The organism is Heyndrickxia sp. FSL W8-0496 (genome assembly GCF_038007825.1).
GTDB lineage: Bacteria > Bacillota > Bacilli > Bacillales > Bacillaceae_C > Heyndrickxia > Heyndrickxia oleronia.
In genome coordinates, this window is sequence record NZ_JBBOXX010000001.1 from 2,898,662 (window position 1) to 2,911,451 (window position 12,790).

The following is a 12,790-nucleotide window of genomic DNA, read 5'->3' on the forward strand; positions in this document are numbered from 1 at the left end:
AGAGTCTTTGAACATATTCAATTACTTATTCAAAGCTGGGAATCGAAGTCTCATTGCATGCGTCATTTTTTAATAATCCTCCTAAATTTAGTAAATATATTCACGATTATATTGTATTTATTTATATAAGTCAAAAAAATATAAACTATTACTCATTTTATCAGCTTTGATATTTTTTCATCATTTCAATTGTTTATGTTGATCACCATGAAAAACATTCAAAATAAAATCTTTTGCAGGGACATTCAGCTTTTCATAAGCAAGAAGAAACTGCCTATTATCATAAGGAACTTCATTAAATGTAATACTTAATTGATTTGAATAATTTACATGAATCGTACAGTAAGGAGCAACAGGATTATGATTGCATCCTAATGATCCAGGATTTAAATAAAGACGTTTATTAGATTTAAAATGATGAATCATGTGATGGTGACCAAAACAAATAATATCTATACTCTGTTTCCTATAACATTCATCAAGTTTTTCTAGGGTAGGTCGGCGATCGATTGATTGAAAGGTTTGATTATCATTTAAATGGTAGTGAACGAATAAAAAATGTTTATTACAGATTTTCTTTTCTATTTTTAAAGGAAGATTCGATAAAAAAGGTACATACATTTCATTTAATCTAGAAGCAATCCATTGATGATGTTCTCTCTCTTCACCATAACTGTCTGGTTCTTCTCCATGGATAATTTTTATAATTGCTTGATCATGATTTCCTATAATACAAGATACATCATTCCTTGAAGATAATATTTCTAATACTTCATCTGTTTCATGACCGATACCAACTAAATCACCTAAACAATAAATATGTTCAGTATCATTATCAATATTATTTAATACGCCTTTAATGCAGCACTATTTCCATGAATATCAGCAAGAATAGCTATTTTATTTCCCATTTCTTCACCAACCTATATTTTCTTTTCTATACTTTTTCAATGAAAATAATAAATTTCCTCTTTTTTGCAATCTTTTCATCAATAATGTAGCTTGATTTTATTTGTCTTGAGAAATAAACCCTAACTAAAACACTTAAATATATGTTAACTTAATATAAAATAAAGTTGACATATATTATCTATTTAATGCAAACTACAAGTATAAGAAATATCCATGTTTCTTATTTTAAAATCAAGTATTGAATTTTTAAACGATTAACACAAAAAGGAGAATAAAGATGAACAAATGGAAAATTCTTGCGGATAAAGTACTGGCTGGTGAAGAAATAACAGAAACTGAGGCTTTATCTATACTAAATTGTCCAAGTGACGAATTGCTACTACTAATGGATGCAGCTTTTCAAATAAGAAAACACCATTTTGGAAAAAAAGTAAAACTTAATATGATAATGAATGCAAAATCTGGCTTGTGTCCAGAAAACTGCGGTTATTGTGCACAATCTTCCATTTCCACTGCCACAATAGATTCCTATCGAATGGTCAATAAAGATACCATCCTACAAGGAGCTAAACGGGCGTATGAGCAAAATATTGGTACCTATTGCATTGTTGCTAGTGGGAGAGGCCCTTCCAATCGCGAGTTAAATAGTGTTGTGGATTCTGTAAAGGAAATAAAAAAATTATATGGCTTGAAAGTTTGTGCTTGTCTAGGTCTATTAAAACCAGAACAGGCGCAAAGGTTAAAAGAAGCAGGTGTCGATCGATACAATCACAACCTAAACACATCAAGTAATCACCATTCAACGATCACAACATCCCATACATATGACGATCGTGTCACTACCGTGAATGTAGTAAAGGAAGCAGGCATTTCCCCATGTTCAGGTGTCATTATAGGAATGAAGGAAACCAAGCAGGATGTTATCGACATGGCTAGAAGTTTAAAAGCTCTGGATGCCGATTCCATACCCGTTAACTTCTTACATGCAATTGATGGTACGCCTTTAGAAGGCACAAATGAATTATCACCTATCTATTGCTTAAAGGTTTTGGCTTTATTTCGATTTATTAACCCTTCGAAGGAAATACGAATATCTGGAGGCAGAGAAGTAAATCTTCGCTCCCTACAACCTTTAGGATTGTACGCAGCAAATTCTATTTTTGTCGGTGATTACTTAACAACGGCAGGACAAGAAGAAAATGAGGATCTACAAATGCTTCAGGATCTTGGCTTTGAAATAGAGACGGTCGAAGAAATGAAAGCAAGTTTAGCAATGAAGGGAAAATAGTAATTTTTTACTTTTAATTATACTAGATAGATATTTTGTAAGGAGATTTCATATGAAAGTTCGAGACATTACATATATTTCGTTATTTGCAGCTGTAATGGGAGCACTAGGACTAATTCCACCTATTACTTTATCTTTTTCTCCCGTCCCTATTACGATACAAACCATTGGTGTTCTATTATCTGGAGGAATTCTAGGAGCAAGATTAGGAGCTTGGAGTCAAATTGTATTTTTAGCTATTGTTGCTACAGGAATACCCCTACTATCTGGAGGTCGAGGAGGGATTGGTGTATTTGTAGGTCCTAGTGCAGGATATTTATTTGGCTATATTATCATCTCCTTCTTAGTCGGATATTTTATTTCAAGAATAAACTCCATAGGTTTTTTTAAAATATTGATAATAAATGTATTAGTTGGCGTTTTATTGCTTTACGTTTTCGGAATACCTGTCCAGTCATTCATAATGGATATTCCTATTATAAAAACGATTAAGATTAGTTTAGTCTATATTCCTGGAGATTTGATTAAAGCCGTTGTTGCTTCATATTTAGTTTATAAACTAAAAAATTCACCTGGGATATCTAGTCGATTACCAAATATAAGAAGGGCACAGTAATGTGTCTCTTTCTTTTTAAAAGGAGAACAATATGAACACAATTACTTCCACATATATTCAACATCGAAAAAATCATCCAGAACGGATAGCGATTCAAACTATCAATCATAAAATTACATATAACGAGTTATTTACCTCCGTATCTCAACTTGCAAATTTCTTTTTATCAAAAAAGAAATCTAGTAATAAAGTTATAGCTATCCTTCTACCTAATGAAATTCCTTTCTTGCAAATCTTTGCGGGTGCTTCAAGTGCAGGATGGCTAGTATGTCCGCTAGATTTGAAATGGAATGTAGAGGATTTAAAAAGTAGAATCGATCTTTGCAACCCTTCCATGATCATTACAATTGAAAAGTATTCACATAGATTATCCATTTGTCACAGAAAAGTAGTGCTTTTGGAACAACTGCTAGCTGATGTAGATAGCAAGCCTTTTCCCCCACCCGTACTATTAGAGGATGTTCCTTTTTATATGGGGTTTACATCAGGTTCAACAGGTAAGCCGAAAGCATTTGTCCGGTCACATAGCTCTTGGGTTGAAAGCTTCAAATGCAATATTATTGACCTTCATTTAAAAGAATCTGAAGATGTACTCATACCAGGTGGACTGATTCATTCTCATTTTTTGTATGGGGCTATTAGTACTTTATATTTTGGCGGAACTATTTATCTATTAGAAAAATATTCTGTGTCCCAACTAAAGAAGATGTTACAGAGTTATCCGATTAAGGTAGCCTTTATGGTTCCCACGATGATTGAAAGCTTGTTAAAAACAAGTGAAACCATTGAAAAACCATTAACTATTGTATCATCTGGTGCAAAATGGGAGCATAATTCCAAGTTAAGGATTAAAAAGGCATTTCCTTTATTAAAGCTTTATGAATATTATGGGGCTAGTGAATTAAGTTTCGTCACTGTCCTCTCTCATGAGGACAACCAGCACTTTCCAAACTCAGTAGGAAAACCTTGTCATAATGTGGAACTTCAAATCCGCAAAAAGAATGGTGAACTTGCATTAATCGGTGAAACCGGAAAAATTTTCGTTAGAAGCAACATGTCATTTCTTGGTTACAAATATACAGGAGAAACATCCATTACCCCTATTATTGATAAAGAAGGTTGGATGACTGTTCATGATATAGGCTACTTGGATTCTAATGGTTATTTATATATTCATGGCCGTGAAAATAATATGATTCTGTATGGAGGGATAAATATATTCCCGGAGGAAATTGAAGCTGTCTTATCATTGCATCGTAATGTTAAGCAAGTAGCAGTGATTGGGTTAAAGGATAGATACTGGGGTGAAATTGTAACAGCAGTAGTAAAGGGTAATGTCAAAGTACAGGAATTAAAAGATTTATGTAAAACAAAACTTTCCTCTTATAAAGTTCCACGCAAATGGATTATTGTTGACAAATTACCACTTACTTCAAGCGGTAAGATTGCAAGGGACTTAGTTAAAAAAATGATCATTGGAGGAAACTACTGATGAAAAAAAGCGCAGTAATAATCCGTGCAAATCGAACACCCATAGGAAGAGAAAAAGGAATATTCCAATATCTCGAACCCCATCAACTTATATCCCCCCTTTTGAAATCGTTAGGGAAAGATATCGAACACCTAATAGATGATGTATTATTAGGAAATGTAGTTGGCCCCGGCGGGAATGTGGCTCGATTTTCCGCTTTAGAGGCAGGATTTCCACTTACCGTCACAGGAATGACCATCGATAGACAATGCAGCGCAGGTCTTGATGCTATTCGAACGGCTTGCTATCTTATTCAAGGAGAAGCTGGACAATGCTATATTGCTGGTGGTGTTGAGAGTGTTAGTACATCCCCTTTTAAAAAAAGGGCAAAATTTGCTCCACATCAATTAGGTGATCCAGATATGGGATTAGCAGCTGAAAATGTCGCATTAAAATATCAAATTACTCGTGAAATGCAAGACGAATATGCTTTGTTAAGTTATCAGCGAAGCTGGCAGGCTTATAAATCAGGGATGTATCAAGAAGAAATCATTCCTATTAAAGATATATATCAAGATGAAGAGTTTTTAAGGAAAAGAAAAATGGATAAACTTGTTAAACGGGCTATTCCTTTATTCGATAAAGAAAAAGGTACAGTCACCGCAGCAAATAGTTGTGGTATGCATGATGGGGCATCTGCCGTTGTCATTATGGAAGAAAACTTAGCCCGTAGTTTAGGATTTAAGCCAATTTTACGTTTTGTCGATAGTCAATTGGCAGGGGTACATCCACAATACCCCGGTATTTCTCCTGTCCCTGCTATTTTAGATTTATTAAAAAGAAATAATCTTACGATGGAAGAGATTGATTTGGTTGAAATTAATGAAGCATTCGCATCAAAGGTACTAGCTTGTGCACATCTATTACAAATTCCTATAAATAAATTAAATATTCGTGGTGGTGCTTTAACATTTGGACATCCCTATGCAGCATCAGGTGCTATCCTTGTGACACGTCTATTTTATGAAGTTCAACGGAAGAAAAAGGTAAAATTTATTCTTGCCGCAATAGGCAGCGCTGGTGGAATTGGAGTCGCCACACTATTTGAGGTAATAACATAATACATTGATTAATAAGGATTTATATAAACTTCTCAGCTGTCATAATTTATTTAATCGTAACAGTTGGGATACTCACTTATTTCTTAACTGAATTTTTTGATATGAAAACGTACTAGATTGAATAGACAGTTAAGACAATAGGATAATAGTAAAAAATTGTTTATAGGATTAATGCTCAATCAGTCATTTTCTAATTTAAAGATTTTTACGTTTGAGCTATTAATCCCTTATTATATATATCTCTTCATCTCTATTAATTATAATCTAACACCATTTTTAGTTATTTCCTTTCATCATCCAGTATCCAATGATGTAAGAATTTTATTCTCCACATGATATTTTATCTTCTTAGTTTTAATTCCTCCTGCAATTTTTTTATTTCTTCTGTTTGAATTAATATATTTTGATTAACTCTGCGAATCAAGTCATAGATTCCAAAAACGCCTAAAATAAAAATAATTCCAAAAAAGATGTTCATATAATCTCCTTTAGTTTTAAATGAATTTTTAGACATTCTATTACCAATTTTACAAAAATCAGTTAAAATGGTAAATAGGATAAATTTTACAACCGAAAGGAATGACTACTATCATTAATACTAAAAAACAACCGGTTATAATATTCACATCTATTTCAGCTATATTCTTTTGCCTGATAACTGTTGCAATATCCCTCTCACCCCTATCAGAATTAGGACCAAATGCAAATAAATTTGGTAGTACTGGAATGTGGTCAGCTATCAGTATGATTCTATTTTGTTATTTAGTTCCACTTTTTCTATTTATTATAGGAGTTAAGGGTATGAAACTTCTGATGGGCATTCTATGCGGTTTAGGTATGTTTATATTTTTTTCCACTGCAGTAACCGTAGGTGTTGTGAGTGTATTTACTGGGAAATTTCCAGCTTCAATTTTTATAGTCATAAGTTTATGCGTTGCATCTTTAATCATTAATCTTATTTGGTTTTTCATTGCTTTTCGTCATAAATCTAATTCTGATTTACATGTAACCTAAACCACTCGATAAGGATGTATAATGTTTATGTTTCTTTAGGCTCTTTTCCCCAACTTTGTTGCTATTTAACCAAAGTTTTAACATAACAATCGTCTGAAGTTTTCTACCTTTCATTACATTGATTAAGTGCCAATTGTAAATTTCAGCAGTCAGACTTGTACACTAGCAACAAATTGTACGAAACAACCTTATGAAAAAACAAAGTGGTGCTATCGTTGAAAAATCCTTTGGATAGCACCAATAATAAAATAATTTTTTCCGTTATCTTCATCCTCAATATTTTGATAATAAGTATTTAGCCAAACTGATAAACTAAGATTAAACTTAAGATGGAGCTAAATATATTTTAAGTATAGGAAGGTTTTTTTAGCGGACATTTTGAAGCAGCTTCTTGTAATTCCGGTGCATAATCACTCAGTTTTTTTATAAAATAACAAGTTTCAGGAAAATGATGCTCTAAAAATCGTAGATTCGTTTTATTAAGAATCCTATTTTCTTTATATTTAATTACCATTTCATAAATAAACTGATTCATTTCTATTGTCGTTAATCCAACTTCATGGGCAAATTGTTTTTGCCGAGCAAATCCTGGTTCTTTGAAACGCAAGTAACCTCTTAAATGTCGATTTTGAACAATAAACATTTGATATTTACTTATATATTCTTCTGTCTGCCTCATTGTACTAATTTCAATGGGATCTAGTATATTTTCAAATAACAGCACATGACCTAATTGGTCCTCCAACCACAGATCCATTAAATCGACAAGCGGTAGTGGTGCTGGGTCTTTCCCTTTGACCCAATAGCTTAATAATCGCAAATATTCTTGGTTTTCCGCAAGTGTTCCATTTAGATAGGTTGGTGATAAATTCAAATTTACCTTATTTTCTATGCGAAGAGCTTGTAATTTTCCTTCAAATTCAAAATAACCTTTTGCAACGGGCCACACTCGTTCTGAAAATTGAATAGAAGCTTTATCAGTTGACTTAGTTGTTATGTTTATTTCGTTCAACATTGCTAGTAAATTACCGAATAGATGAATATATTGTTGAGCTACATGAACATGTTCTAGTTCGCTAGGTGATAAATAGTCCCTTACAAAGTAGGTATGATCTTGTAAAATTTCTAACCAAAAGAAGTGTTCTTCCCAAATAGATATCATCTGTTTTGTCAAATATATCACCTCCTCCTTCTTCTCTTTATAATTACGAAAAACTGCAGTAATAAATGAATTATAATTAGAACTTTTTAGATTTTTTCTAACCTATATTACTATATTTTCTCCTTCCTATTTTTACCTTCACTTTTCCGAGTGATAACAACCTATGTTTATTTACCTTTTATCAAATACGTAGAAGATATAATGCTAAGTCACATTTTCTAGAAAAACCTACATAACTCAAGATAAAATAGGCAGAATATACTTATTGAGATCTGGTAAAGGATGTTTATTTTATGAGGAATAAAAATTTGTTTGTAATTTCTATGCTTGTATTACCATGGTTAACTATTCCTTTTATTGAAAAAAAAACGATTAAACGATTTCTTCCTGGTACAATCATGACATCAATATATTTAGTAATTGAAGGAATTCATGCAGAAAAGAAAAAATGGTGGAGATTCAACTATAAGATAAAACCTAATGTAATTGGGGAGCTTCCATTAATATTAGGCCCTTTTTTTGTTGGATCAATTTGGATTTTAAAATACACATTTGGTAAGTTCAAGCTTTATTTCATCTTAAATATAATAATCGATTCCTTTTTTACATATCTTTTTATTCCTTTGATGGAAAAAACACACTATGTCACTCTTGTTAAATTATCAAAATTCAAACTCTCTATCTTGTTTTTAATAAAATCTTTATACATGTATGTTGTTCAATACATCTATGAAAAAGCATTTGATATGTTAAGTTCTTCTTCGAAATATATTGATGAAGAGGAGAAAGTAAAATCGTAGACATCTCTTTAATATAAATAAAAGACACTTAGCAACTACTAAGTGTCTCCTATTTACATTATATTTTATATGTTAAAGGGGGAACATACAAAAATTAATAAAACAATTTAATATTCAAGTTGTTACATTAAGCAAATACATTTGATTGATTATTTACCGGTGCTGGCGATACGACTCCTCGCTCCGCTACTATATTTGTTAAACTATTTACTGGTGCCGGGGACACGATTCCTCGTTCTGCTACTTTATTTGTTAAACTATTTACTGGTGCCGGGGACACGATTCCTCGTTCTGCTACTTTATTTGTTAAACTATTTACTGGTGCTGGCGATACGACTCCTCGTTCCGCTACTACATTTGATAAACTATTTACTGGTGCTGGCGATACGACTCCTCGCTCCGCTACTACATTTGATAAACTATTTACTGGTGCTGGCGATACGACTCCTCGCTCCGCTACTACATTTGATAAACTATTAACTGGTGCTGGCGATACGACTCCTCGCTCTGCTACTACATTTGTTTGTTTTGCTCCTATTCCATTTACCATTATTCCTAATAATGCAGTTGCTGAAATGATACCTACAAATAATTTTTTTCTCATTTTAACCCCTCCATTTTTTTGATTTCATTTTTTGCTTCAATAGCAATTTCGTAGTATTCCGCGGCCTTTTGGTAGCCCTTACAATCAAGATAAAACCTAGCAAAAATTTGAGCATATTCTTCGATATCCAACCACAATTTTTCTTGCTGAAGATATGCAATTCCACTTTTAAACGTACTTTCAAAATCTTTATTATCCAAATACAATGCATTTAATAAAGTAAATTTAACTTTATATTCAACATTATTTAATTCATGTGCTAATGCGATTCCTTTTTCGTACCATTCTTTACCTGCATCAATCTGATTTAATTTAAAATACTCACGAGTTAATAAAAAGATAGTTTTTATGTAACTTTCTGAATAATCGTAATCTTCTTCTCTTAAAACATTTGAAAGATAACGAACAGCAGCTTCTGACAATCCTTGCTCTGCATACATAAAACCTAAGTTATGATTGATACGTGCTAGTAATCCAGAATCATTAATTCGTTGAGCAATGTCTCTGGCTATATGAAATTGGTCTTCTGCTTCTACAAATTGTCTCATATCAATATAATTAAGACCTAGCAGCATTCTACAATCTCCGAGTCGATTTCTGTACTTTCCATTTTTTTCGAAAACTTCTAATGCCTTTTGGATAAGATTTACCGACATTAACGTTTCCTGAACTTGGTAATAGACTGCTGCCACTCTATAGTAGAATTCTGCCGTTTCAATTGGATTGTTTTTATTAAGGTATTTTTCTGCAATACGGTAACAATCCAATGCATCATCGTAGCGCCTTAAATTATAGGCGCGTATCCCTTGAAAAAAATGATGATAGAAACTTAATTCTGGAATATTTCCCATTCTTTCAATGATCATTTTAAGTTCTAGAGAATCATTTTGCAGTAAATAATAATAACCTGAAAGAATCAAATAATTTTTTTCACTTTCGATATCATCTAATCTTTGAAACATAACATCTACTTCTTTTTTTAAATTTTTAGCCTCTTTAATATTCCTTTGAGTAATTTTTGTATTCCAATCTTCTAATATATCTTCTGTTGCTTCAGAAATCAGCAAGTTTTATCACTCCCCATCTATCAGGTTTTGATAATTCTACTTTTATTGTAATAGACTAGGGACGTAATTTGTATTGGGAAAATAGGTTATAAATCTATTAATAATAAGTGTTTTTTTTTCCTATTTTCCTTAGAAAGATATTTACAGTTAATCATCGTTGGTTATGTAATATGCGAAAAGTGTATTCCATTTATCAAATGAACTTCAAATTAACTAGAAAGATATGTAACCCATTCTTTTATAATTCGTAAATCAAATATGAGGAAAGTAGGCAAATGGATGAAAAAAAGTATACCAATAATCACTTGATAATTAGTTTAATTCTCGGTGTAATTAGTATTTCATATCAAGAAAGGAAATAAAAAAATTGAAAGAAATAGTGAGGATGGCAGAGGAATTGCAATTTCGGGGTTGATATGTAGTATTATAGGAATCATTCTCCAGTTTTTCGGAATAGTAGGGATTATTGCATACTACTCCTTGACAACAACAAAAGTTATTACGTTTTAAAGAACAATTGCCCCTCTCAAATGAGAAGGGCATTTATATTAATTAGGAGTGAAATCCATCCTCTTGTACATAGTTTTCGATACTCCAAATTCCTATCGCTTGTTTTTGAGCCTTACTTTGGATTTCACGAAATTCATCTACATAACGAGTGTTTGGTGCATATACATAGGCCACTCTTGCAAGCCCTTTTTCAAGAAGTGTTTCGTTTACCATTTTTCCATCTACATATATATATGCAAGTAAACGTCCATATTTATCACGCTCACTAACGTCAAGCTCTACCTTTATTGCTTTGCCAGCTGGCATTATACTTTTGGAAAAATCACTTGCTTCTTTACCAAATGGTTGGACTGGTTTTGTTGGATGTACAGTTTCTGGTGTATCTACAAGAAGTAAACGAATCGTTTCTTCCGTACCTCTTACAATCACTTTAACTGTGTCTCCATCGATTACATTAATAACACTTGCATCCAGCTTCCCATAATCAATTGTAGTATTGCTTGAAGTCGTCGCTTTGGATGTAATTTTAATTGTTCGGCTTGTTGCATTGTAATCAACAGTTGCCCCAAGTGCTTCACCAACAAAACGTAGAGGCACAAGAGTACGGCCGTTGATAATTTTTCCTTGTACATCAATCGGTACCACTTTACCATTTACTGTTGGTGATTTCGAGCCAATTTTTAATAGAATTTTAGTTTTTGAATTAGTTGCAGTTACTTGCTGCTTCCTTTGATCCCACTGAACCGTTGCTCCTAAACTTTCAAAAATTCCTCTTAAAGGAACTAATGTTCTTCCATTATCGATTACTGGTGGTTGGTCATATGATTGCTTTTTACCATTGATATAAATGGCTATGGCAGGTGCAGCAGGCTTGACTGTTGGTTTAGTCACTGGCTTTGTTAAAGTTATAGAACCATCAGCATTATGATAATGATATTGGCCAGTTTTTAAACCATACTTTGCACAATTCGTACGACAATAATGCCCTCCATTTTTGTCTAGCCCACCTGGACTAGCATTTGCATTAAGTGTAAATGTAACAAATGATAATACAAGTATTAATAAGAATAGTGAAACTCTTTTTTTCAACGTTATTACTCCCCCACTATAGTTTAAGAAATCTAAAAATAATTTTATTACAATAATAAAAAATTTGGAATTACAAGTTATACTTTATGGTGGAGGTAAATTAAGGAAATTGATTGATATTCTCTAACGCTTGTTACGATAATTGTGGCCTTAAAAACACTTAATACCTTTTGACTGGGTTAAAATAACTATTAACTATTTGGAAATATTGAGTCCAGTCTATGACCTAAGTTTAGGATGAATCATGAAATGCAAAAATAATGTTAACTATTTAGATAAATATGTTAACATTATAAGATGATAAATTATTTGTATTTTGGGAGGATTCAAAATGGACAATAAAATAGTTGTTGCACTAATAGGTAGCTTTCTAATTTTTGCTGCTGGCTTATTAAGATTATTTACTGAATCGCTTTCCTCAACCCCTTTGTTTGTAGCTTATATATTCATTATTACAGGCATCCTTGGCATTATTACTAATGGATTAAAATTAGGAAAATCGAAAAACACCTAAATATCTAAAGGAAATAAGTCATTTTTTCTCTACTGACCTTTAATTCAATATGAAAAAGCCCTTCGTACTTGAAGGGCTCTTTTATCCTAAATATCATTGACTTTCCTAAAGCAATATCCCCTAAAAGCTATCCTAAGCTGCTTTTAAGGAAGCTCAAACCTTTAAATTAATTGGTGATCTATGTCATTTGTGCTTTTAGGTTAACGATTTCGTTTATCTTAATTGATCCTAGTTCAAATACAGAGTGTTTCAAAATCAATACCCCTTCTTTGTGAAGGAGCATTTCACTTTCAGTCGCAAAGTAAACTCTAAATTACATTTTTTGAAATTCTATTTATAATCAAAAGTCCATAAATTATTTCGCATTAATTAAGGGAATTAGAGTTATAATAAAGGAAATAGGAGGGTGACTTTCCATGAAAAATCGTGATAAAAGAAAAAAGAGGAAACGTGACTTTCTGAAGGATTATATAAAAAACCGTTTAAAAAATTGGAAACCAAGTCCAGACAAATCTCCGTTATCGAATAGTGAAAGCAAAAAATCGATTAGGAGTTGTAGCAAGTAAAACTCCTATTCTTGAGTGGAAATATTTCTCCACTCTTTTTATTTTGCAATTCTATG

15 protein-coding genes are annotated in these 12,790 nt (G+C 32.3%); 8 read left to right on the forward strand and 7 right to left on the reverse strand.

Annotated elements, in window-relative coordinates; translation table 11 throughout:
- Positions 1–21: 21 nt before the first annotated feature.
- Together NST63_RS27785 and NST63_RS14675 are read right to left on the reverse strand one after the other, a co-directional pair.
- Positions 22–66, reverse strand: a complete 45-nt coding sequence (locus tag NST63_RS27785) for an erythromycin resistance leader peptide (protein ID WP_139358235.1) — start codon at positions 64–66, stop codon at positions 22–24.
- Positions 67–180: 114 nt separating this feature from the next.
- Complete coding sequence (locus NST63_RS14675) at positions 181–861, reverse strand: metallophosphoesterase family protein (RefSeq protein WP_341044209.1); 681 nt, start codon at positions 859–861, stop codon at positions 181–183.
- Between the two features lie 328 nt (positions 862–1,189).
- Here NST63_RS14675 and bioB point away from each other — a divergent pair, with 328 nt between their 5' ends.
- The 4 genes from bioB to NST63_RS14695 are packed head-to-tail and all read left to right on the forward strand — an operon-like array spanning position 1,190 to position 5,408.
- Positions 1,190–2,200, forward strand: coding sequence for a biotin synthase BioB (gene bioB / locus NST63_RS14680; RefSeq protein WP_341042730.1), 1,011 nt, complete (start codon positions 1,190–1,192; stop codon positions 2,198–2,200).
- Between the two features lie 52 nt (positions 2,201–2,252).
- A complete protein-coding gene (locus NST63_RS14685; protein ID WP_341042732.1) occupies positions 2,253–2,816 on the forward strand; it encodes a biotin transporter BioY in 564 nt (187 codons plus the stop codon).
- Between the two features lie 31 nt (positions 2,817–2,847).
- Entirely contained in the window at positions 2,848–4,308 is a 1,461-nt protein-coding gene (locus NST63_RS14690; RefSeq protein WP_341042734.1) for an AMP-binding protein, read from the forward strand.
- Positions 4,308–5,408 (forward strand): acetyl-CoA C-acyltransferase, encoded by a 1,101-nt coding sequence (locus NST63_RS14695; protein WP_341042736.1) that lies wholly within the window; start codon positions 4,308–4,310, stop codon positions 5,406–5,408. Before NST63_RS14690 ends, NST63_RS14695 begins: the two co-directional genes overlap by 1 nt.
- A gap of 340 nt (positions 5,409–5,748) precedes the next feature.
- Here the strand turns inward: NST63_RS14695 and NST63_RS14700 are convergent, their stop codons facing one another.
- Entirely contained in the window at positions 5,749–5,886 is a 138-nt protein-coding gene (locus NST63_RS14700; protein ID WP_212941500.1) for a hypothetical protein, read from the reverse strand.
- Positions 5,887–5,987: 101 nt separating this feature from the next.
- Here NST63_RS14700 and NST63_RS14705 point away from each other — a divergent pair, with 101 nt between their 5' ends.
- Entirely contained in the window at positions 5,988–6,422 is a 435-nt protein-coding gene (locus NST63_RS14705) for a DUF5391 family protein (protein WP_341042738.1), read from the forward strand.
- A 346-nt stretch (positions 6,423–6,768) separates the two neighbouring features.
- On the opposite strand, the gene NST63_RS14710 is transcribed toward NST63_RS14705, so the two are convergent.
- Complete coding sequence (locus NST63_RS14710) at positions 6,769–7,596, reverse strand: DUF2935 domain-containing protein (protein ID WP_341042740.1); 828 nt, start codon at positions 7,594–7,596, stop codon at positions 6,769–6,771.
- Between the two features lie 281 nt (positions 7,597–7,877).
- Between NST63_RS14710 and NST63_RS14715 the strand changes: the two genes are divergently transcribed.
- Positions 7,878–8,384, forward strand: coding sequence for a hypothetical protein (locus tag NST63_RS14715; protein WP_242598098.1), 507 nt, complete (start codon positions 7,878–7,880; stop codon positions 8,382–8,384).
- Positions 8,385–8,511: 127 nt separating this feature from the next.
- On the opposite strand, the gene NST63_RS14720 is transcribed toward NST63_RS14715, so the two are convergent.
- The 3 genes from NST63_RS14720 to NST63_RS14730 all read right to left on the reverse strand — a co-directional run bounded on the left by NST63_RS14720 (position 8,512) and on the right by NST63_RS14730 (position 11,654).
- Complete coding sequence (locus NST63_RS14720; RefSeq protein ID WP_341042741.1) at positions 8,512–8,988, reverse strand: hypothetical protein; 477 nt, start codon at positions 8,986–8,988, stop codon at positions 8,512–8,514.
- Complete coding sequence (locus tag NST63_RS14725; protein ID WP_212941503.1) at positions 8,985–10,055, reverse strand: tetratricopeptide repeat protein; 1,071 nt, start codon at positions 10,053–10,055, stop codon at positions 8,985–8,987. Before NST63_RS14725 ends, NST63_RS14720 begins: the two co-directional genes overlap by 4 nt.
- Before the next feature lie 552 nt (positions 10,056–10,607).
- On the reverse strand, positions 10,608–11,654 hold the full coding sequence (locus tag NST63_RS14730; protein WP_341042742.1) for a stalk domain-containing protein: 1,047 nt from the start codon (positions 11,652–11,654) through the stop codon (positions 10,608–10,610).
- Between the two features lie 331 nt (positions 11,655–11,985).
- On the opposite strand from NST63_RS14730, the gene NST63_RS14735 reads away from it, so the two are divergent.
- Together NST63_RS14735 and NST63_RS14740 are read left to right on the forward strand one after the other, a co-directional pair.
- Positions 11,986–12,168 (forward strand): hypothetical protein, encoded by a 183-nt coding sequence (locus NST63_RS14735; RefSeq protein WP_058003925.1) that lies wholly within the window; start codon positions 11,986–11,988, stop codon positions 12,166–12,168.
- Between the two features lie 416 nt (positions 12,169–12,584).
- A complete protein-coding gene (locus NST63_RS14740) occupies positions 12,585–12,734 on the forward strand; it encodes a hypothetical protein (RefSeq protein ID WP_169792986.1) in 150 nt (49 codons plus the stop codon).
- Positions 12,735–12,790: the final 56 nt, after the last annotated feature.

Coding starts and splice junctions, on each gene's coding strand:
- bioB (WP_341042730.1), top strand. CDS start 1,190: ATGAACAAATGGAAAATTCTTGCGGATAAAGTACTGGCTGGTGAAGAA.
- NST63_RS14685 (WP_341042732.1), top strand. CDS start 2,253: ATGAAAGTTCGAGACATTACATATATTTCGTTATTTGCAGCTGTAATG.
- NST63_RS14690 (WP_341042734.1), top strand. CDS start 2,848: ATGAACACAATTACTTCCACATATATTCAACATCGAAAAAATCATCCA.
- NST63_RS14695 (WP_341042736.1), top strand. CDS start 4,308: ATGAAAAAAAGCGCAGTAATAATCCGTGCAAATCGAACACCCATAGGA.
- NST63_RS14700 (WP_212941500.1), bottom strand. CDS start 5,886: ATGAACATCTTTTTTGGAATTATTTTTATTTTAGGCGTTTTTGGAATC.
- NST63_RS14705 (WP_341042738.1), top strand. CDS start 5,988: ATGACTACTATCATTAATACTAAAAAACAACCGGTTATAATATTCACA.
- NST63_RS14715 (WP_242598098.1), top strand. CDS start 7,878: ATGAGGAATAAAAATTTGTTTGTAATTTCTATGCTTGTATTACCATGG.
- NST63_RS14720 (WP_341042741.1), bottom strand. CDS start 8,988: ATGAGAAAAAAATTATTTGTAGGTATCATTTCAGCAACTGCATTATTA.
- NST63_RS14735 (WP_058003925.1), top strand. CDS start 11,986: ATGGACAATAAAATAGTTGTTGCACTAATAGGTAGCTTTCTAATTTTT.
- NST63_RS14740 (WP_169792986.1), top strand. CDS start 12,585: ATGAAAAATCGTGATAAAAGAAAAAAGAGGAAACGTGACTTTCTGAAG.